A 20679-nucleotide genomic window follows, 5' to 3' on the forward strand; every position below is an offset into this window, starting at 1 on the left:
AAGTGCGGGGGCCCGGTTTTCGGCGGTCTCCGGTGTTCGCGAGACGCTCCCGCCGCGAATGTCGTGCGATCTACCCTCCCATCGCGAAGAAGGATCAACGATCATGAATTCCAGCAATACCCGCATCTCGAGGCGCACTTTCCTCGGCAACACCGCAGCCCTGTCAGTCGCCGGCATGCTCGGCGGCATGCCCCTGCTGGCATCAGGCAAGGAACAGGTCAAGCTCAGCTTCATGTATCCGGTCGGCGTATCCGGCGACATCAACCGCATCGTCTCCGGCATGATCAGCGGCTTCAACGCCGCTAACCCGGACATTCTTGTCGAGGCCATCTACGCAGGCAGCTACGACAATACCGAACAGAAAGTCATGACCTCACTCGGTGTTGGCGACCCTCCGGGCACGTGGCTGCCGATCAACTCCGCACTGCAGACCTTCCTCAGCATGGGTGCGCTCGAGGACGTCACAGCGCTGGCCAAGGCGGATGACATCTACCAGGACTTCCTGCCCGGCTTCCTTGGCACCTGCATTTCGGACGACAAGCTTTACGGCCTGCCCTTCCAGTGCAGCACGCCTGTCCTGTATTACAACAAGGCCGCGCTGGCCAAGGCCGGCATCAAGTCCGCCCCCAACAACTGGGACGAACTGTTCGCGACTGCAAAGGCGCTGACCGTACGTCAGGGGCAGGACGTCACCCAGTGGGGGCTGACCATCGGCGGCGGATGGCACGACTGGATGTTCGAGAGCTACGTCCGGCAGAACGGGCTGGTGCCGTGGACCAAGGACAAGGTGATGTTCGACGCCGCCGAATCGGTGGATGCGCTCGAATTCTGGCTGCGCATGGCGCAAGCCGGCGTAATGCCGACCGCATCCACCTGGCAGGGCTCGGCCAACGACTTCATGGCAGGACGCACGGCCATGCTCTACCACTCCACCGGGTCGATGACCAATCTGCGCAAGTCCTCCCCGTTCGAGGTCGGCGTCGCACCGATGCCCAAGAACAAGACCTTTGGCGCGAGCATGGGCGGTGGCCCGATCCTGATCGCCAAGCATCAGCCAGACGCGCACAAGCGTGCATGCTGGGCCTTTGCGCGCTGGATGACCAACACGGCCAACCAGTCCATGTGGTGCAAGGAAACCGGCTACCTCGCCGCGCGCAAGTCGTCGTGGGAAAGCGCCGAAATGACGAGCTTTGTTGCCGAGGTGCCGGAGGCAAGGATTGCCCTCGACCAGGCCGCCTTCGCCGGCGCCTTCCTGCAGGTGCCGGGCTATCACAAGGTGCGCGAGTATCTGAAGAGCGCGATCGACCGCACCCTGATCGGTGAGATCCGCCCCGACGCTGCGCTGCGTGAGGCGACCGCCAGCTCGAATCGCGAGATTCAGCGCATGTTGCGCCGTCGCGGCTGAGCCTGCACCCGGGGCACGGATACCTCAGGTATGCGTGCCCCACCCCTTCCGCAAGGACGATCTGCAAATGCCCCGATTCAACCACGAAGACCTGCGCGACATCCCTGCTGCGGCCCTGATGCTGCTGCCGTCGCTCGTGTTTCTGGCCCTGTTCACCTACTGGCCGATCCTGCGTTCGGTCTGGTTCAGCTTTCACGATGTCATGCTCGGTTCGCCGGAGATCTTCTTCCTCGGGCTGGAGAATTACACCCGCCTGCTCGCCGACGGCCTGTTCTGGAAGTCCTTCGGCAACACCGCCATGTACACGCTGCTCACGATCCCGCTGTCCATCATCTGTGCACTGCTGCTTGCCGTCGCCCTCGACACCAAGCTGCGCGGCATGGCCTTCTACCGCTCGGCCTTTTTCTACCCGGTCATGATCCCGTCGGTCGCCGCCGGCATGGTCTGGGTATTTCTGTATGCCCCCGGTTACGGCCCGATCAACGGGCTCATGGCTGCACTCGGGCTGCCCCGCCTCGAATGGCTCTACGACCGCAGCTGGGCCATGCCGGCCATCATCCTGATGAGCGTCTGGAAATACGCCGGTTATTTCATGCTGATTCTGCTGGCGGCCCTGCAGCTGGTACCGCGCGACCTCTACGAAGCGGCGAGGCTGGACGGCGTCTCCGCCACACGCCAATTGCTGCACATCACGATCCCGCTCATCTCGCCGACGCTCTACTTCGTGATCATCATCGGCGTGCTGCATTCGTACCAGATCTTCGATTACGTCTACGTGATGACGCAGGGCGGGCCGGCAGACGCAACCAATGTATTGACCTTCTACATTTACCAGAACGCCTTCCAGTTTCAGGACATCGGCTATGCGTCGGCCGTCGCCAATGCCTTGCTCCTGTTCATCATTGCCCTGATCGCCATCCTTGCTGCCACGCTCGGGCGTCGGGTTCACTACCTCGGCAGCTAGAGAAGGACTCGCTCATGCGTCATACCCTAAGCAAGTACTGGCACCACCTCGTGCTGCTGCCGCTCGCACTGCTCTGGCTCAGCCCCATGCTCTGGATCGGCGTCACTTCGCTCAAGACCAAGTCCGAGGTCTTCGACAGCGCAGCCGGCTGGCTCCCCAGTGTCGCACAGTGGTCAAACTACCCTGCGGCCCTGTCGGTAGCGCCCTTCGGCCGCTACCTGATCAACTCGGTGCTGGTTACGGGCAGCATCATCGCTGCCCAGCTCATCACCATCACCCTGGCCGCTTACGCGTTTGCCCGTCTGCGCTTCCCGGGCAAGAACCTGTTGTTCGGGCTGTTTCTGGTGCAGATCATGTTTCCGATCTACGCGATTTTCCTGACCAACTTCGTGACCATCCGTGAGCTCGGCCTGATGAACAGCCTGTGGGCGCTGATCGTCCCCTTCGTCGCCAGCGGCTACGGCACCTTCATGCTGCGCCAGGCCTTCCGCCAGGTACCCGCAGAGCTCGCCGATGCCGCCCGCCTCGACGGATGCGGGCACCTGTCGACGCTGTGGCACGTATATCTTCCGCTGGTAAAACCGACCCTGGTGGCGTTTGCCATCATCTCCGTGGTGACACACTGGAACGACTACATGTGGCCGCTACTGGTCACCAACAGCGAGGAAGTGCGCACCCTGCCCATCGGACTCGGACTGCTGGCCAAGGCCGACAGCGGCGCCGACTGGACAAGGCTGATGGCCGCCACGATCGTCGTTGTCTCGCCGCTGCTGCTGTTCTTCGTCATTTTCCAACGCCGCTTCGTCGACAGCTTCATGCATGCCGGCATCAAGTAAATCGAATACGCAGAAAGGACCACACTGATGGCAAGCCTCTCATTGCAACAGGTCGGCAAGACCTACGGTACCCAGACCGCCGTCGAAGCCCTCGATCTGGACATCGCCGACCGCGAATTCACCGTTCTCGTCGGCCCCTCGGGCTGCGGAAAATCCACCACCCTGCGGATGATCGCCGGCCTGGAGAGCATCACTTCCGGCCGTCTGCTGATCGACGGCAAGGATGTGACCGAGGTTCCGCCACAACAACGTGACATCGCGATGGTGTTTCAGTCATATGCACTCTATCCGCACATGACGGCCTACATGAACATGGCCTTCGGGTTGATGAAGACCACACGCCTGGACAAGCGCGAGATCGAAGCACGGGTGCACGAGGCTGCATCCATCCTGCACATCGAGGATCTGCTGCTGCGCAAACCCAACGAACTCTCCGGTGGTCAGCGCCAGCGCGTGGCCATTGGGCGAGCCCTGGTCCGCAAACCCAAGGTTTTCCTGTTTGATGAACCCCTGTCCAACCTCGATGCAAAGCTGCGCAACCACATGCGCGCCGAACTCAAGCGCCTGCATTCGGAGTTGGGCATCACTGTGGTTTACGTCACCCACGACCAGGTGGAGGCCATGACACTCGGGACCCGGATCGCTGTCATGGCTGCAGGCCGGTTGCAGCAATTCGACACGCCGATGACGGTGTACCGCAAGCCCGCCAACACCTTCGTCGCCGCCTTTATCGGTGCCCCTGAAATGAACCTCCTGCGATGCCGTCACAGTCAAACAGCTGAAGGCAGGGTCATCGATGGCATGTCGTTCAGGATCACGCTCGACGGTCCAACGCCCGCACCGGCAGGCGACGACATCCTCCTCGGGATCCGCCCCGAGGAACTCTTTCTTGCGCCGGCGGATACACTGCCTGGGGGGCAATTCATGGCCCACGGCACGGTCGGCCGGGTCGAGTTGCTCGGAGCTGACGCGCTGGCAGAGGTGGATCTGGGGCACCATCGCCTCGTTGCTCGGGTCAGCGCAGAACAGCTTCCGCAACCCGGACAGCAGGTCGTGCTCGGCATCGACACCCGTCGCGCACGGCTTTTCGACCCTGTTTCCGGATCCGCACAGGCCTGAGCGAAGCGCGACAGAAATGAATATCAGACAAGAAAAAATAGTCGAAATCCTCCACGCCACCCCCACCCTGAGCATTCTGGAACTGGCACGCTCGCTCAACGTTTCGGATGAGACCATTCGCCGCGATCTCAAACGCCTTGCGGACGAAGGCCTCATCGAGCGCTTTCACGGCGGAGCCCGTCTGAGCGCGGAGCATTCCGAAGCGCCTTTCAAGCAACGCCTGCGCACCCGGGCGTCAAGCAAGCACGCAATTGCTTGTGCCAGCGCCGAACTGGTCGCTGAGGACAGCACGCTGTTTCTGGACAACAGCAGCACTGCCTGTTTTCTTGCGCGGCGACTTGCTCGACGCAAGGGCCTCACCATCATCACCCCCTCGATTCAGGTCGCCAGGCTGCTTGCCGAAGGAGGCAACAGCAACCGCATCATCGTTCCTGGGGGCGAGTTGCGCACCAGTGACATGACAATGGTAGGTGCCTCTGCAATCAGCTTTGCGGCACAGTTCTCGCCAGCCCTGTTCATGCTGTCGGTCGCTGCCTTGACGACGGGCGGCTGCCTGGATTTTGACCTTTACGAAGCCGAGTACAAGCGCACACTGATCCCGCACGCCGCGCAGGTCGTCCTGCTTGCGGATGCGAGCAAATTCGGCAGTGCAGGCCTCGTCCGCACCTGCAGCCTCGACGACATCGACGTCCTCGTTACCGACTCACAACCACCCGTCGAACTGGCGCAGGCGCTCGCCCCCCGGACACGCGTCATCGTGGCTAACGTCAATCATGAACAAGGCGAGCTGGAGCGCGCCTGATTCTGTCGTCTCGCATCAAACTGATCGCTGGAAGCTCACAGCATCATGCTGACACTGCGACGCGCCCCATGGCCCGCTGCTGTTGCCGTGCGTCGAGCAGGCGACCGCGGTAAGTCCAAACGACTCCGGTGCACATCCGCCACAGCGCGTGCTCCGACGGGTATCTCGTCGCCCTGAACACGCCAATCCGTCGTGGCCTGCGGCTGCATCGGTTATGATTGCAGGCTTGACTCGCACGAAAAACTGAAGCCTCGATGATTCGAAAACTGCTACGCAAGGTCTTTACCCGCGTTGCCACCCCTGTCCGCACCGACCCGGCCCTGATTCCCGTCGACCTGCATGGCATTCGCAGCGAACAACTTTCGCCCGCTGCGCGCAAGACCTGCGCCGTGCTGCAGGAGAACGGTCACAAGGCCTATGTGGTTGGCGGTGCAGTGCGTGACCTCCTGATTGGCCACCCCCCCAAGGATTACGATGTGGCCACCAGCGCCACACCGGAGCAGGTTCGCGCGCTGTTCCGGCGCTCGCGCATCATCGGCCGCCGCTTCAAGATCGTGCACGTGATGAGTGGGCCCGAGACCATCGAAGTCTCGACCTTCCGCGCCAGTCAGGACGCCGAGACCGACGAGCACGGACGCGTCCTGCACGACAACGTTTACGGTTCGCAGGAAGAAGACGCCAGCCGACGCGATTTCACCGTCAATGCGCTGTACTACGATCCGGGCACCGAAACCATCATCGATTACCACCACGGCGTTGCCGATGTGCGGCAGAAAACGCTGCGCATCATCGGCGACCCGCGCACACGGTATCGCGAAGATCCGGTGCGGATGCTGCGCGCCGTACGCCTCGGCGCCAAGCTGGGGCTGTCGATCGACCCGGCCGCGCGCGCGCCGATCCGCGAGATGGCCGTGCTGCTGGAAAACGTGCCCGCGGCACGCCTGTTCGACGAGATGCTCAAGCTGCTGTTCTCGGGCTACGCGGTCAAGTGCCTGACCCAGTTGCGCGAAGAAGGACTGCATCACGGCCTGCTGCCACTGCTCGACGTCATCCTCGAACAGCCGATGGGCGAGCGCTTCGTGTGGCTGTCGCTGGAGAACACCGACGAACGCGTGCGCCAGGACAAATCCGTCTCGCCGGGCTTCCTCTTCGCCACCTTGCTGTGGCACGAAGTGCTCAAGGCCTGGGAGGTTCGCAAGAGTGCCGGCGTCGCAAACCAGCCCGCACTGTTCGAGGCGATGGACGAAGTCCTCGATACACAGGCGCGCAAGCTCGCGATCACCCGCCGCATCGTTGGCGACATCAAGGACATCTGGGCGCTGCAACCGCGCTTCGACAAGCGTGCAGGCAAGACGCCCTACCGCCTGATCGAGCAGCCGCGCTACCGCGCCGGCTGGGACTTCCTGCGCCTGCGTGCGCAGTCGGGCGAGATCCCGATGGAGATTCCCGACTGGTGGAACAACTTCGCACACGCCGGGCACGACCAGCGCGAAAACCTGCTGCGAGCAGCCCCGCAGACGGCCGACGCGCCTGCAAAGAAGCGCCGCCGCAAACGGCGCAAACCCGCAGCAGCCGACGGTGAAGCAGCAATGGCGGACAGCAGCGCAGAATGAGCTCAACCCTCGTGCGTGCGTACGTCGCGTTTGGTGCCAACCTGGGGGAACCTCGCGCGGCGCTCGATTGCGCCATCAAGGCGCTGTCCGCACTTCCCGGAACCCGTGTCGTCGCCTACTCGTCGTGTTACCGCACCGCGCCGGTTGGCGTGGAAGGCGAGCAGCCGGACTACACCAATGCCGTCATCGCGATCAACACCACGCTCGCGCCACGGCCCCTGCTTGAATCCCTGCTCGCAATCGAACATGCCGGCGGGCGCACCCGCGACTACCATCAGGCGCCGCGGACCATGGATCTCGATCTCCTCCTGCACGGCGACGCGGTCGTCGACGAGCCGGGCCTGGTGCTGCCGCATCCGCGCATGCACCAACGCGCATTCGTACTGCAGCCGCTGGCAGAGATCGCGCCCCATGCCTCGGTTCCGGGCATCGGCCGGGTAACAGACCTGCTGCCCGGCGTGGCCGACCAGCAGATTTCCCGCCTCTGACATCTCCGCCGTGCCCGCCTGGCTCACCGTCCCTGCCGCCCTGCAGAGCGTTCCCGTGTGGATGCAGACGGCCGCGCTGCTGACGCTCTCCAACGTGTTCATGACCTTCGCCTGGTATGGACACCTGAAGAACCTGCAGCACCGCGCGTGGTATGTCGCCGCACTGCTGAGCTGGGGCATCGCCCTGTTCGAATACCTGTTGCAGGTTCCGGCAAACCGGATCGGCGCCACAACGCTCAATCTTGCCCAGCTCAAGATCATGCAGGAAGTGATCACGCTGGTGGTCTTCGTCCCCTTCGTGGTGATCTACATGAAGCAGCCGCTGAAGCTGGACTACCTGTGGGCTGCGCTGTGCATGCTGGGCGCCGTGTATTTCATCTTCCGCAACTGACCACGATCAGTAGTCCAGCAGGCTGCGGCAGGTTTCCTGGCGCCCGGTCAGCTGACTGAAGCGGGCAAGACGCTCACGCACAAACTCATCCGACACCCTGAGATCCGAACAGTAGTCGCGCAGATGCATTGCATGGGCAAGGTTCTGCATGTCGGCCACGGTCTTCGCCAGCGCAGGAAAGGTATAGCCCTCGGTGCTGCGCCAGTCCTTGTCCAGCGCCACTTCCTTCGCAGCCGCGGCTGCGGGCGCAGGCGTGCCCTGACCATGCGCCAGCGGCATGCAGACAAGGCTGATCAAGGTAACAAGCAGGGGTAAACGCATCGGGCCGCAGACCGGAAAGGGATACCCTCCAGTCTACGGCCCGACTTCGTTCAAACTTGAGGGATCAGGCCTCCAGCGCCTTCACGTGCGTAATCACCTCACCAATGGCCTGCTGCGCACTGCCGTACAGCATGCGGCAGTTGTCCTTGTAGAACAACGCGTTTTCGATGCCCGAGTAGCCCGCGCCCTTGCCGCGCTTGACCACGATCACGTTGTGCGCCATGTCCACGTTGAGGATGGGCATGCCGTAGATCGGGCTGCTCTTGTCGGTACGCGCCACCGGGTTCACCACGTCGTTGGCACCAATCACCAGCGCCACATCGGCCTGCGGGAAGTCGGCATTGATCTCCTCAAGGTCGAAGATCTTGTCGTAGGGTACGCCGGCTTCGGCCAGCAGCACGTTCATGTGCCCCGGCATCCGCCCCGCCACCGGGTGAATGGCAAACACCACCTCCACCCCGGCCTCTTCGAGCAGCTGCGCCATCTCCCACACCTTGTGCTGCGCCCCGGCCACCGCCATGCCGTAACCGGGCACGATGACGACCTTGCTCGCGTAACGCATCACCGACGCGGCATCGAGCGCGGAGAACTCCTTCATGGTGCCTTCGATCGCCTCGCCCTCACCCTCTGCCGCCGCGCCAGTAAGCGGGGCGAAGATGATGTTCTTGATCGGGCGGTTCATCGCCTTGGCCATCAGCTGCGTGAGCAGCGTACCCGAGGCGCCGACCACGATACCGGCCACGATCAGCGCGGGGTTGCCGAGCACGAAGCCTTCGAAGCCCACGGCCAGACCGGTGAAGGCGTTGAGCAGCGAGATCACCACCGGCATGTCGGCGCCGCCGATCGGCATCACCAGCACCGTGCCGAGCGCGAGCGCGAGCACGAAGAAGATGAACACTTCAAAGCCGCTCGGTTGCGCCGAGTAGCTCACCGTCAGGCCCACGCCGAAGGTGGCCAGCGCGAGGAAGAAGTTGACGTTGTTCTGCGCCGGCAGCCGGATCGCTTTCTTCATGATGCCCTGCAGCTTGGCAAAGGCCACGCAGGAGCCGGAGAAGGCCACCGCACCGATGATCGCGCCCAGCGCCATCAGGGTGGAGGTGATGCCGTCGTGCGCCGCACCGCGCACCAGCTCGACCCCGGCAATCGCCGCCGCCGCACCGCCGCCCATGCCGTTGTAGATGGCGACCATCTGCGGCATGTCGGTCATCTTCACCGTCTTGCCGCTCCACCAGGCCACGCCGCCGCCGAGCACGATCGCGGTAACGATCAGCCCAACGTTGTGCAGCCCCGGCATGAAGAAGGTGACCACCGTGGCGCCGATCATCGCGAAGCCGGCCCAGACGATGCCGCGCCGTGCGGTCACCGGCGAGCTCATGGCCTTCAGGCCGAGGATGAACACCACCGCGGCGATGAAGTACGCCATGCTGACAAACCAGTTTGAACTCATTTCGCGCCCCCTTCCTTACGCCCACCGGGCTTGAACATGGCCAGCATGCGCTCGGTCACGATGTAGCCGCCGGCGGCGTTGGCCGCGCCGAGGAACACCGCGAAGAAGCCGATCACCAGTTGCACCGGATCTTCCGGGTCGGCGTGGCCGAGGGCGACCATGGCGCCGATCAGCACCACGCCGTGCACGAAGTTCGAGCCCGACATCAGCGGCGTGTGCAGGATCACCGGCACGCGCGAGATGACTTCGTAGCCGGCAAACGCGGCCAGCATGAAAATATAGAGTGCGGCAAAGCCTTCCATGATGTTTCTCCTTACAGACCTAGGATCTGCTTCACGCCCGCGTGGCGCACTTCGCCCGCGTGAGTGAGACAGCATCCGGCCATGACTTCGTCTTCCCAGTCGAGCGCGAGCGCGCCGTCCTTGATGAAAGGCGAAATGAAGTTGAACAGGTTCTTGGCGTACATCTCCGAGGCATGCACCGGCATGCGGCTGGTGATGTGGGTGGGACCGATCACGAGCACGTCGTTGATCCACACCTTCTCGCCCGCGACCGTGCCTTCGACGTTGCCGCCGCTCTCGGCGGCCATGTCGACGACCACCGCACCGGCTTTCATCTTCGCGATCATGTCCGCGCTGATGATGCGCGGGGCCTTCCGGCCCGGGATCGCCGCGGTGGTGATCAGCGCGTCGCACTGCGCCACGGCCTTGGCCAGGCGTTCGGTCTGCTTGGCTTTCTCTTCGTCGGTGAGTTCGCGCGCATAGCCGCCCGTGCCCGCTGCGGCCACGCCGGTGTCGACGAACTTGGCGCCGAGCGATTCGATCTGCTCACGAGTTTCGGGGCGCACGTCGTAGGCTTCGACCATGGCTCCGATCCGGCGCGCGGTGGCAATCGCCTGCAGCCCGGCCACGCCGGCACCGATCACCAGCACCTTGGCCGGGCGGATGGTGCCCGCGGCGTAGGTGAGCATGGGGAAGAACTTGGGCGAGTGGTCCGCGGCAATCAGCGCGCACTCGTAGCCGGCCACTGCGGCCTGGCTGGAGAGCGCGTCCATGCTCTGCGAGCGCGAGATGCGCGGCAGCAGTTCGAGCGCAAAGGCGGTGATCTGCTTCTCCTGCAGCAGCTTCACCCGCTCGGCGTCCGCCCACGGCTGCAGCATGCCCAGCAGCACGCTGCCCGGCTTCATCACCGCGATCGACTCCGGCGTCGGCGGTTGCACGCACAGCACCACCTCGGCTTCGCCGAACACCGACTGCGCGTCATCGACCACGCTGATCTCGGCAAAGGCATCGTCTCGATAATGCGCCGGCACACCTGCGCCGGTCTGCATCATCACATGGGCACCGAGGCCCTGATATTTCTTGACCACATCCGGCACGACCGACAAGCGTCGTTCTCCATCAATGGTCTCCGCTGGCACTCCGATCAACAGAGGCATGGGCGACTCCTCCCTTAGGGATTAAAAAGGCTTAAGGCACGTCGGGCCTTTGAATTATTGTAGTTTCTCCCTGCCTCACACCATTACGGTGTCTGGCCGACGCTTGTCAGATATTACCGCGTCTCACGTTGGCTGCAACTCTGCCGGCATGAAACCGGACGGGAATTGGGCGAGACCGGAAGAAAAATGGAGAAATCGGACGCCGAATGGCGGCCCGAAGGCGCGAAGCCGGCACCCCGCTCGGGCGCTCGCAACGCGCGGACGTCTCAGCTGCTCGCTACGGCCGCCACTGCCGGCACTTCGACAAAATTGATGATGGCCAGGGAGATATTGTCTCCATAGCCCTCGGCGCGAACCCTCGCCTCGTCGATGAGAAACTGCGCAGCCTCACGCGCCTTGCGTGAATGGAGCGCGTCAGCGAGTTCCTGATCGGAGAAATAGGCCCAAAGACCGTCGGAGCAGATCAGGAAGCTGTCGCCGCCAGCAAGCGATACAGTGCAGCCATGACTGATCTGCGGCAAGCGGTCGCTGCCAAGGCATGACAGCAGTACGTTGCGCTGCGGGTGATTGAGCGCTGCAGCCTCATCCAGCCTGCCCTTGCGCTGCAGTTCGCCAACCAGCGAATGATCGCTGCTTCGAGCCAGCGGCTTTCCATCGCGAAAATGATAGAGCCTCGAGTCGCCGCAATGCGCCCAGTAAGCCTGCCCGTCGAAAAGCATGAAGACGACAACCGTGCTGTGCGGATCCTGCTCGCTGGTAAAGCGGGTCAAGCGGATGACCGTATGCGCTTCATTGATCACGCCGTCCAGCAGATGCTCGGGGGTTTCGTGCCTGGGCGCGAAGGCCTCGAAGTTCTGCCTCGCCTTGAGCATCACCTGCTCTGCCGCCATGGCGCCGCCACTATGACCGCCCATGCCATCGGCGAGCACGGCCATCATCGTGCCGCGGCGCGTCGGGTGCGCAAACAGCGCAACGCGATCCTGCTGCTCCTTGCGGTCGCCGATATGACGCGCTACACAGGTTTCGACGGAAATGGGCATGACAAGGCTGGCTACAACGAAGGTCGCAATGATAGCAATGACTGCCCACGCTGGGGCGTCATTGCCAGGCTGAAGCCACGCTTACTGCAAACACCGTGACGAAAATCACGGCCTCAGTTGTGTTTTATGCGCTTGTCACAGCAAAAGATCAAGCCGGAAATCCGTTCAGCCGTGAATCGACAAGCTCGATCCAGTGCCGCACCGGGGTCTGCGTTCCGGCCTGCAAATGTGTGATGCAGCCGATGTTTGCCGACGCAATCGTGCCCGCCCCGCCTTCGCACAGGGCCGCCAGCTTGTTATCACGCAGCGTGTGCGAGAGCTCGGGTTGCAGGAGTGAGTAGGTGCCGGCCGAACCGCAGCAAAGATGGGCGTCGCGCACCGGCGTCAGATCATAGCCCGCAGCGTCCAGCAGTCGTTCAACGCCGCCACGCAACTTGAGGCCGTGCTGCAGCGAACAGGGCGCATGCCATGCCAGCGACGTGCGCCTGTTGCCCTTGGCGGCGAGCAGACGCGCCAGATCATCGATCTCGGCAACGACGACCTCGCTGATATCGCGCGTCAACTCACTCACCTTTCGTGCCTTTTCGGCATATGCAGGATCGTTGCGCAGAATGTGCCCGTAATCCTTGACCTGGGAGCCGCATCCAGACGCTGTCATGACGATGGCTTCGATATCGCCGGCCTCAATCACCGGCCACCATGCGTCGATATTGCGCTTCATGTCCGCCTTGCCACCTTCGTGATCGTTGAGGTGGTGGCGCACCGCGCCGCAGCAACCTGCGCCCGGCGCCTCCTTCAGCGAAATGCCGAGCGTATCCAGCACCCGCGCCGCCGCCGCGTTGATCGAAGGGGCCATCGAGGGCTGCACGCAACCGGCCAGGGTCAGCATGCGCCGGCCATGACGTGCGCGCGGCCAAGGGCCTGCTGGTCGCGCGAGCGGAACCTTGTCCTTGAGTGTCTCCGGCAATATCCCACGCACCATCCGCCCGGCCTTCATCGCCGCGCCGAACAAACCTGCTCGCGGCACGAACTCGCGCAAGGCCCAGCGTACAGCACGATCGGCACCACGACGTGGCACCTTGGCCTCGACCACATGACGGCCGATATCGACCAGGCGTCCGTACTGCACCCCCGACGGACAGGTCGACTCGCAAGACCGGCACGTCAGGCAGCGATCGAGATGCTGGCGGGTCTTCTCGGTCGGTTCGTGACCTTCCAGCACCTGTTTGATCAGGTAAATGCGACCACGCGGGCCGTCGAGCTCATCGCCGAGCAACTGGTAAGTCGGGCAGGTGGCGGTACAGAAACCACAATGCACGCAGTTGCGCAGGATTTCGTCGGCCTCGCGTCCATCGGGCGTATCGCGAATAAAGTCGGCAAGCTGGGTCTGCATGCTCAGATTCCTTGGTAGAGCCGGCCGGGGTTGAGAATCCCCGCGGGATCGAAGGCAGCCTTCAGGCGCCGGTGGATGGTCAGCAAGGGTGCATCGAGCGGCGTGAACACTTCGCTCTTGCGATCGCCACCACGGAACAGCGTTGCATGCCCGCCGAGTGCCGCTGCGCGCGCGCGGATGGCTTCCGCAGGTGCATCCGAACAGAGCCAGCGCTGCGCCCCGCCCCATTCGATCAGCTGCGTACCCGCAAGCTGCAGCGGTTCGGCAACGCTTGGCAGCGACAGCCGCCACAAGGGCGACTCAGCACCGTCGGCAAAGTAGTCACACTGCTGCTCACGCAAACCCTGCCAGAACGCCGCGGCAGTCTGCTCACCGAGTGTCTCGCCGCCGAGCCGGGCGCATGCCGCGCGCACTGCCGCTTCTGCGCCGGAAAGACGCAAGGTGAGCACACCGTCCTCCCAGGCCGAAGCGGACACAGGCAAGGGCTGACCACCCCATTCGTTGAGCTGGTCGATGGCCCTGGCCTCGTCGAGCGCGAAACGCAGGGTCTGCTCCGCCACCGGGCGGGGCAGGACCTTGAGCGACACTTCAAGGATGACGCCCAAGGTACCCAGACTGCCCGCGATCAATCGCGATACGTCGTAGCCTGCGACGTTCTTCATCACCTGCCCGCCGAAGGACATCACTTCGCCGCGACCGTCGACAATTTTTACACCCAGCATGAAGTCGCGAACCGCGCCTGCCGACGCCCGCCTCGGCCCCGACAGGCCGGCTGCAACGCAACCTGCAAGCGTTGCGCCTGTGCCGAAATGCGGCGGCTCGAAGGCCAGAAACTGATTCTGCTCGGCAAGCACAGCCTCCAGCTCGGCAAGCGGCGTACCGCCACGCGCAGTCACCACCAGTTCGGTCGGCTCGTAGCTGACAATGCCGCTGTTTTCCGCAACATTCAACACTTCGCCGTGCGCTTCGCGCCCCACAAAGCGCTTGCTGCCGCCGCCCTCGATACATAGCGGCGTGCCACTGGCAGCCGCCCCCCGAATCCGCTCGGCCCAGGCCGAAACCAAGTCACTCATCGCTCATCCACCTTGTCTTTAGTCTTGTGCTCCGGGCCGCGCCCGATGCGAGCACGCAGCGTCAGCCACGCACCGATCAGGGACAGCACCGGCACCGCAACGAACAGAAACTGTATCCAGCCCTTGTCCACGCTGAGTCGCCCTCAGAAGCGCGGCAGTTCCGGATGCGGCAACTCGCCGCCCTTGACGTGCATGCGCCCGTACTCGGCACAGCGGTTCAGGGTCGGAATCGCCTTGCCAGGATTGAGCAGGCCCGCGGGGTCGAATGCCGCCTTGACACGGAAGAACTGATGCAATTCGGTGCGCTTGAACTGCGAGCACATCTGGTTGATCTTCTCGATGCCCACCCCATGCTCGCCGGTGATGGTGCCGCCGAGGGTGACCGAAAGCTCGAGGATCTCGGCGCCGAACGCCTCCGCGCGATGGAGCTCGCCTTCCTGATTGGCATCGAACAGGATCAGCGGGTGCAGGTTGCCGTCACCCGCATGAAAGACGTTGATGCAGCGCAGTGCATAACGTGTCTCCATGTCCTGTATCGCGCTCAGCATCTCGCCCAGGCGCTTGCGCGGAATCGTGCCGTCCATGCAGTAATAGTCGGGGGAGATGCGGCCGGCAGCCGGGAACGCGGCTTTGCGTCCGGCCCAGAAGCGCATCCGCTCGGCTTCGTCACGCGACACCCGGATCTCGGTTGCGCCGCTGTGTTCGAGCACCGCACGGACGCGGGCAATCTCTTCGGCCACCTCCTCCGGCGTACCGTCGGACTCGCACAGCAGGATGGCCTTGGCATCCAAGGGATAGCCGGCCCGCACGAATTCCTCGACCGCAGCAGTCGCCGCCTGATCCATCATCTCCAGCCCCGCCGGAATGATGCCGGCGGCAATGATCGCGGCCACCGCGTCGCCGGCGCGAATGACGTCGTCGAATGCTGCGAGCACGCACTGCGCCAGTTGCGGCTTGGGCGTGAGCTTGACCGTCACCTCGGTAACCACCGCCAACATGCCCTCGGAGCCGGTGATGAGCGCGAGCAGGTCATAACCGGGCGCGTCGAGTGCATGGTTGCCGAGTTCGACCACCTCGCCATCGATCGTGACACCGCGTACGCGGAGCAAGTTGTGCACGGTGAGACCGTACTTCAGACAATGCACGCCGCCCGAATTTTCGGCCACATTGCCGCCGATCGAGCACGCAATCTGCGAGGAGGGGTCGGGCGCGTAATACAGGCCGTGCGGCGCGGCGGCCTCTGAGATGGCCAGGTTGCGTACCCCGGGTTGCACGACCGCGGTACGGGCATGCGGATCCAGCTTGAGAATGCGATTGAATCGCGCCAGCGACAGCAGCACACCCTGGGTATGCGGCAACGCGCCGCCCGACAGCCCGGTGCCCGCGCCACGCGCCACTACCGGCACACCGAGCTCGGAACACGCCTTGAGAATCGCGACGACCTGCGCCTCGGTTGTGGGCAGCGCCACGACCAGGGGTAGCGCACGATAGGCAGCAAGGCCGTCGCACTCATAGGGCCGCAGATCCTCGCTTTCGTACATCAACGCACCCGGCGGAAGCACGCGCGCCAGTGCTTCGACCACCCGGGCCTTGTCGACCGCGGAGAAATCCGCTTCCTGCTCGCCGAGGGCGATGTCCTCATTCAGATTCATGCTGTCTCTCCATGCTTTCCCGCCCGATTGAACGCACTTTCGATCCGATTCTCATGCCGTGCGACGACACCCAGACGGCAGGCTGCCGCACCGAGATGAGCTCTTGCCGCCTCGCCCGCGGCCAGTGCATCGCCGAGCTTGATTGCTGCAAAAATACGCCGGTGCTCCGCCTGCGCATTGGCGGCACGACCTGCGCGATGCCCCTCCTCACTCCACGTTGGCAGGCGTGATGCAGAAAACTGCCGCCCCATGTAGGTCAGGAAGCGCTCCAGCTGACGATTGCCGGATGCGGCGGCGACGGCCACATGAAAAGCGTCATCCGCCGACGCGCCGCCCTCGCCCCGCTGCAGGGCTCGGTCCATCTCATCGAGCGCAGCCGCGATCCGCGACAGGCTCTCCGGGGTGCGACGCTGCGCGGCCAACTCCGCAGCACCACTCTCGACCATCGCACGCAGCTCGAACGTATCCGCCACATCCGCTTCAGCAGGCACCGACTCACGCACAAGCCGAAAACTGCTTTCCCCCGGCACCGCAGCAACGAAGGCGCCAAGGCCCTGCCGCGTTTCCACACAGCCTTCGGCCTTGAGCCGGGAGATCGCCTCGCGCACGACCGCGCGACTGACCCCGAAACGTTCGCACAACAGTTTTTCGGTAGGCAGCTGCGTGCCGGGCACAAGACCCAGCTCACCAATCCACGCTTCGATCTCGCGTGAAACGGTGTCGCTCAGCCGCGGAGGCCGGTTCAGCGGGCGCCGGATAGAGGTTGTCAACTTGTCAGACATGTTGCGAATGATAGCGCAGCAGTGCCCGCAGACGATTGGGGTTTTCCCGATCCCCCTGCCTCCACCGGCGTGCCGCAGCAGCGCTTAGTGTGCGACACGTCTGGCACGCTTCCCTCAGCATTTGCTAATATTCGCCCTCGATTCTTGTCCGGGCAACGCCATGACCACTCGCGCCTCTGCAGCGCGGCTCCTGCCCTTTTTGGCCTGGCCCGGCCAGTGGGCCAAGCACGGCATTCGCGGCGACCTCATTGCCGGCCTCACGGTTGCACTGGTCATGGTGCCGCAGTCGCTCGCCTACGCGCAGCTCGGCTCGCTCCCGCCCTACATCGGCCTCTACGCGGCCTTGCTGCCCGCTCTCGTTGGCGCGCTCTTTGGCTCCTGCGGCCAGCTTTCCACCGGGCCGGTCGCCCTGACTTCACTGCTGACCGGTGCAAGCCTGTTGCCGCTCGCAAGTCCTGATACGCCCGAGTTCCTTGCGCTGGCAGTCCTGCTGGCGCTGATGTCCGGTCTCATCCAGCTCGCCCTCGGCGTGCTGCGCCTGGGCTGGCTACTCAACCTGCTGTCACATCCGGTTCTGATGGGTTTCATCAACGCCGCTGCGCTGGTGATCTGCATGTCACAGCTCCCCCCCCTGGTCGGGGTCAAGCTGCACAACGGCGGTCAGTTTCTTGCAGACTTTCTGAACGCACTCGGCGAGGCGGGCAACATTCACCTTCAATCAGCCTCCTTTGGCATCGGCGCGCTCATATCCCTGACACTTCTGCGCCGCCTGGCACCACGCCTGCCCGGCGTGTTGATCGTTGTCGGCACCAGCATTGCCCTGTCGGCGTGGCTGGAGTTTGCTGCCCAGGGCGGCGCAGTGGTGGGTGCAATTCCTGCCGGACTCCCGCCGCTGTCGATACCCGACATCAGAACGGACGCCATGGTCACCTTGCTGCCCACCGCCTTCGTGATCGCCCTCGTCAGTTTCATGGAGGCCGCCTCGAGCGCCAAGGTCATCTCCGGCAAACTGAGGGAGCCGTGGGACCAGAATCAGGAGCTCATCGGACAGGGCCTGTCGAAGCTCGCCTCGGCATTCACCGGCAGCCTCCCGACCAGCGCCTCGTTCTCCCGCTCCGCTCTCAGTTTCAACAACGGCGCGCGCACCGGCCTGTCCGCACTGGTCACGGTCGCCGTGGTCGTGGCGACCCTGATCTTCTTCACGCCGCTGCTTTGGCATCTGCCCAAGCCCGTGCTGGCTGCGGTCATTCTTCAGGCCGTGTTCAACCTGCTTGATTTCAGAGCCCTTAAGAAAGCCTGGCAGGCAAACCGTGACGATGGCGTTGCGGCAGCCCTCACCTTTGTCGCCACGCTTTCCTTCGCCCCCAACATTCAGAACGGCATCCTGACCGGCCTGCTGCTGTCGCTGTCGCTGATGGTCTACCGCAGCATGACGCCGCGCGTCGCGCTGCTGGGGCTGCACGCCGATGGCACCTATCGCGACCTCGAACGCTTTGACCTCTCCCACCCCCATCCGCATGTCGTCGTCCTGCGCTTCGACAGCCCGCTGAGCTTCGTCACTGCAGCTACCTTCGAGGACGCCACCCTGCAGGCTGCCCGCGCCCAACCGGATGTGCGCACCGTGCTGATCTCGGGCGCAGGCATCAACGACATCGATGCCACCGGCCTGCACATGCTCACAGCCCTGGTCGACCGCTTTGCGCTTCAGGGCCAGGCACTCGCCTTCTGCGGACTCAAGAAACAGGTCATCGACGCCATGCAACGCGACGGCCTGTGGCCTCGAATCGCGCCCCACGCGGCCTACCGCACCGAACAGCAGGCGCTGGACCAGCTGCTCCAGGACGCGCCCGAGCGATTACGCACTGATTAATATTGACTTTTCCCTGCGCACGCAATACAGTACCCGACTCTTTGCAAAAACCATCAATCGGAGCAACTCCATGTACGCGGTGATAAAAACCGGTGGCAAGCAGTATCGCGTCGTCGCCGGCGAAAAGATCAAGGTAGAACAGATACCGGCCGACGTGGGTTCCCAAATCACCATCGACCAGATTCTCATGGTCGGCGAAGGCGAGGCCGTCAAGATCGGCACGCCGGTGGTTTCCGGAGCTTCCGTCACGGCTTCCGTGGTGTCCCACGGTCGTCACGACAAAATCAAGATTTTCAAGATGCGCCGCCGTAAGCACTTCCAGAAGCACCAGGGGCATCGTCAGAACTACACCGAAATCCGCATCGACGCGATTTCGGCCTGAGCCAGGAGGTAAGTCGACATGGCACATAAAAAAGCTGGCGGTAGTTCCCGTAACGGCCGCGACTCAGAATCGAAACGACTCGGCGTAAAGCGCTACGGTGGTCAGTTCGTACTCGCAGGCAACATCATTGTTCGTCAGCGTGGCACCGAATACCACCCGGGCGACAACGTCGGCATCGGCAAGGATCACACCCTTTTCGCACTGACCAACGGCACCGTCAAGTTCATGGTGAAGGGCCCCGCCCGTCGCCGTACCGTGACGATTCTGCCTGAGGCAGCCGAGGCCTGATTTTCGCCTCGCGACCGGAAAAGCCCTATCCTTGCGGTAGGGCTTTTTTGTTTGTATCGCATCACCTGCTTTACCCGCTCCATAACCAGTACCCCTGCGACCCGGCTCGCGGCACCTGCCGCACCTGCCGCGTCCCTGCCAGCCGGAAGCATCATGAAGTTTTTTGACGAAGCCCGAATTGAAGTTGTTGCCGGAGACGGCGGCAACGGTGTTGCCACGTTCCGCCGCGAGAAATACATTCCGCGTGGCGGCCCCAACGGTGGCGACGGCGGTCGCGGTGGCAGCGTGTACGCAGTGGCCGACCGCAACATCAACACCCTGATCGATTACCGCTATACCCGCCACTTCCGCGCCGAACGTGGCGAGAACGGCGGCAGCCGGGACTGTTACGGCAAGGGCGGTGAGGACATCACCCTGCGCTTCCCCGTCGGCACCGTGATCACCGAGCACGAAACGGGCGAGATGATTGCCGACCTCGACGAGGACGGCAAGAAGATCCTGATCGCCAGCGGCGGCCGCGGCGGTCTGGGCAACATCCACTTCAAGTCGAGCACCAACCGCGCGCCACGCAAGCGCACCATGGGCCAGGAAGGCGAGCGGCACATGCTGCACCTCGAGCTCAAGGTGCTCGCCGACGTCGGCCTGCTCGGCCTGCCCAACGCAGGCAAGTCGACCTTCATCCGGTCCGTCTCCGCCGCCAAGCCCAAGGTCGCCGACTATCCCTTCACCACGCTGGCGCCGAACCTCGGTGTTGTCCGCACGGCCGAGAGTCGCAGCTTCGTGATCGCGGACATCCCCGGCCTGATCGAAGGCGCAGCCGAAGGCGCCGGCCTCGGCCACCAGTTCCTGCGTCACCTGCAGCGCACCCATGTGCTGCTGCATCTGGTCGACCTCGCACCCTTCGACCCCGAGGCCGACCCCGCACGCGACGCCAAGGCCATCGTCGAAGAACTGCGCAAGTACGACGAGGATCTCTACAACAAGCCACGCTGGCTGGCCCTCAACAAACTCGACCTGATCCCGGAAGAAGAGCGCGCCGAACGCGTCGCCGCCTTCCTCGAGGCCTACGGTCCGGTCGAGCGCCACTTCGAGATCTCCGCACTCAAGGGCGACGGCTGCAAGCCGCTGATCTTCACCATCCAGGACTTCCTCGACGGTGAGCGCGCGCGCATCGAAGCCGAACGCCAGGAACGCCTTGCTGCCGAGCAAAGCCGCCTTGCCGCCATCGACGCAGCCCGCGCAGCCGCTGAAGCAGCCGCACTCGAAGCCGAGCTCGACGAAGAAGACGGCGAGGATGATGAGGGCGACGAGGATAACGGCAGCGAAGCCGATCAGCAGGACGACACCACTCCCCGCTAACACTGCACCCAGGCAG

The 20679-nt window shown here is 63.6% G+C and carries 22 protein-coding genes; 12 read left to right on the forward strand and 10 right to left on the reverse strand.

The window, feature by feature from the left end; translation table 11 throughout:
• Positions 1 to 103: 103 nt before the first annotated feature.
• The 8 genes from CEW87_RS00850 to CEW87_RS00885 all read left to right on the forward strand — a co-directional run bounded on the left by CEW87_RS00850 (position 104) and on the right by CEW87_RS00885 (position 7618).
• Complete coding sequence (locus CEW87_RS00850; protein WP_159098059.1) at positions 104 to 1405, forward strand: ABC transporter substrate-binding protein; 1302 nt, start codon at positions 104 to 106, stop codon at positions 1403 to 1405.
• A 67-nt stretch (positions 1406 to 1472) separates the two neighbouring features.
• Positions 1473 to 2369 carry a carbohydrate ABC transporter permease gene (locus CEW87_RS00855; protein ID WP_108971134.1) on the forward strand — a complete coding sequence of 299 codons (897 nt, stop codon included), beginning with the start codon at positions 1473 to 1475 and terminating at the stop codon, positions 2367 to 2369.
• Between the two features lie 14 nt (positions 2370 to 2383).
• Complete coding sequence (locus CEW87_RS00860) at positions 2384 to 3205, forward strand: carbohydrate ABC transporter permease (RefSeq protein WP_108971135.1); 822 nt, start codon at positions 2384 to 2386, stop codon at positions 3203 to 3205.
• A gap of 27 nt (positions 3206 to 3232) precedes the next feature.
• Positions 3233 to 4324, forward strand: coding sequence for an ABC transporter ATP-binding protein (locus CEW87_RS00865; RefSeq protein ID WP_108971136.1), 1092 nt, complete (start codon positions 3233 to 3235; stop codon positions 4322 to 4324).
• A gap of 16 nt (positions 4325 to 4340) precedes the next feature.
• Entirely contained in the window at positions 4341 to 5126 is a 786-nt protein-coding gene (locus CEW87_RS00870) for a DeoR/GlpR family DNA-binding transcription regulator (protein WP_108971137.1), read from the forward strand.
• Between the two features lie 254 nt (positions 5127 to 5380).
• Positions 5381 to 6739: a polynucleotide adenylyltransferase PcnB gene (gene pcnB / locus CEW87_RS00875; RefSeq protein WP_108949250.1), complete on the forward strand. Its 1359-nt coding sequence runs from the start codon at positions 5381 to 5383 to the stop codon at positions 6737 to 6739.
• A complete protein-coding gene (gene folK, locus CEW87_RS00880; RefSeq protein WP_108971138.1) occupies positions 6736 to 7227 on the forward strand; it encodes a 2-amino-4-hydroxy-6-hydroxymethyldihydropteridine diphosphokinase in 492 nt (163 codons plus the stop codon). Before pcnB ends, folK begins: the two co-directional genes overlap by 4 nt.
• 61 nt (positions 7228 to 7288) lie before the next feature.
• A complete protein-coding gene (locus CEW87_RS00885) occupies positions 7289 to 7618 on the forward strand; it encodes a DMT family protein (protein ID WP_108976846.1) in 330 nt (109 codons plus the stop codon).
• A 6-nt stretch (positions 7619 to 7624) separates the two neighbouring features.
• On the opposite strand, the gene CEW87_RS00890 is transcribed toward CEW87_RS00885, so the two are convergent.
• The 10 genes from CEW87_RS00890 to CEW87_RS00930 all read right to left on the reverse strand — a co-directional run bounded on the left by CEW87_RS00890 (position 7625) and on the right by CEW87_RS00930 (position 16764).
• Positions 7625 to 7939: a hypothetical protein gene (locus tag CEW87_RS00890; RefSeq protein ID WP_108971139.1), complete on the reverse strand. Its 315-nt coding sequence runs from the start codon at positions 7937 to 7939 to the stop codon at positions 7625 to 7627.
• Positions 7940 to 8003: 64 nt separating this feature from the next.
• Positions 8004 to 9386 carry an NAD(P)(+) transhydrogenase (Re/Si-specific) subunit beta gene (locus tag CEW87_RS00895; RefSeq protein ID WP_108948929.1) on the reverse strand — a complete coding sequence of 461 codons (1383 nt, stop codon included), beginning with the start codon at positions 9384 to 9386 and terminating at the stop codon, positions 8004 to 8006.
• On the reverse strand, positions 9383 to 9688 hold the full coding sequence (locus CEW87_RS00900) for an NAD(P) transhydrogenase subunit alpha (protein ID WP_108948930.1): 306 nt from the start codon (positions 9686 to 9688) through the stop codon (positions 9383 to 9385). Before CEW87_RS00900 ends, CEW87_RS00895 begins: the two co-directional genes overlap by 4 nt.
• An 11-nt stretch (positions 9689 to 9699) precedes the next feature.
• Positions 9700 to 10824 carry an NAD(P) transhydrogenase subunit alpha gene (locus tag CEW87_RS00905; protein WP_108971140.1) on the reverse strand — a complete coding sequence of 375 codons (1125 nt, stop codon included), beginning with the start codon at positions 10822 to 10824 and terminating at the stop codon, positions 9700 to 9702.
• 266 nt (positions 10825 to 11090) lie between these two features.
• On the reverse strand, positions 11091 to 11864 hold the full coding sequence (locus CEW87_RS00910) for a PP2C family protein-serine/threonine phosphatase (protein WP_108971141.1): 774 nt from the start codon (positions 11862 to 11864) through the stop codon (positions 11091 to 11093).
• Positions 11865 to 12012: 148 nt separating this feature from the next.
• Positions 12013 to 13257 carry a glycolate oxidase subunit GlcF gene (gene glcF, locus CEW87_RS00915; protein ID WP_108971142.1) on the reverse strand — a complete coding sequence of 415 codons (1245 nt, stop codon included), beginning with the start codon at positions 13255 to 13257 and terminating at the stop codon, positions 12013 to 12015.
• Positions 13258 to 13259: 2 nt separating this feature from the next.
• Positions 13260 to 14330, reverse strand: a complete 1071-nt coding sequence (glcE, locus tag CEW87_RS00920; RefSeq protein ID WP_108971143.1) for a glycolate oxidase subunit GlcE — start codon at positions 14328 to 14330, stop codon at positions 13260 to 13262.
• Positions 14327 to 14461 (reverse strand): hypothetical protein, encoded by a 135-nt coding sequence (locus tag CEW87_RS22865; protein ID WP_267897182.1) that lies wholly within the window; start codon positions 14459 to 14461, stop codon positions 14327 to 14329. Before CEW87_RS22865 ends, glcE begins: the two co-directional genes overlap by 4 nt.
• Before the next feature lie 12 nt (positions 14462 to 14473).
• Positions 14474 to 15982, reverse strand: coding sequence for an FAD-linked oxidase C-terminal domain-containing protein (locus CEW87_RS00925; RefSeq protein ID WP_108971144.1), 1509 nt, complete (start codon positions 15980 to 15982; stop codon positions 14474 to 14476).
• Positions 15979 to 16764: a FadR/GntR family transcriptional regulator gene (locus CEW87_RS00930; RefSeq protein ID WP_108971145.1), complete on the reverse strand. Its 786-nt coding sequence runs from the start codon at positions 16762 to 16764 to the stop codon at positions 15979 to 15981. Before CEW87_RS00930 ends, CEW87_RS00925 begins: the two co-directional genes overlap by 4 nt.
• Before the next feature lie 160 nt (positions 16765 to 16924).
• Here CEW87_RS00930 and CEW87_RS00935 point away from each other — a divergent pair, with 160 nt between their 5' ends.
• From CEW87_RS00935 to cgtA, 4 genes are all read left to right on the forward strand, one after another.
• On the forward strand, positions 16925 to 18634 hold the full coding sequence (locus tag CEW87_RS00935) for a SulP family inorganic anion transporter (protein ID WP_108971146.1): 1710 nt from the start codon (positions 16925 to 16927) through the stop codon (positions 18632 to 18634).
• A gap of 70 nt (positions 18635 to 18704) precedes the next feature.
• Entirely contained in the window at positions 18705 to 19016 is a 312-nt protein-coding gene (gene rplU / locus CEW87_RS00940; protein WP_108949261.1) for a 50S ribosomal protein L21, read from the forward strand.
• Positions 19017 to 19034: 18 nt separating this feature from the next.
• Positions 19035 to 19304 (forward strand): 50S ribosomal protein L27, encoded by a 270-nt coding sequence (gene rpmA / locus CEW87_RS00945; RefSeq protein ID WP_108949262.1) that lies wholly within the window; start codon positions 19035 to 19037, stop codon positions 19302 to 19304.
• A 153-nt stretch (positions 19305 to 19457) separates the two neighbouring features.
• Positions 19458 to 20663 carry an Obg family GTPase CgtA gene (gene cgtA, locus CEW87_RS00950; RefSeq protein ID WP_108971147.1) on the forward strand — a complete coding sequence of 402 codons (1206 nt, stop codon included), beginning with the start codon at positions 19458 to 19460 and terminating at the stop codon, positions 20661 to 20663.
• Positions 20664 to 20679: the final 16 nt, after the last annotated feature.

Source organism: Parazoarcus communis, from assembly GCF_003111665.1.
Taxonomy (GTDB): Bacteria; Pseudomonadota; Gammaproteobacteria; order Burkholderiales; family Rhodocyclaceae; genus Parazoarcus; species Parazoarcus communis_B.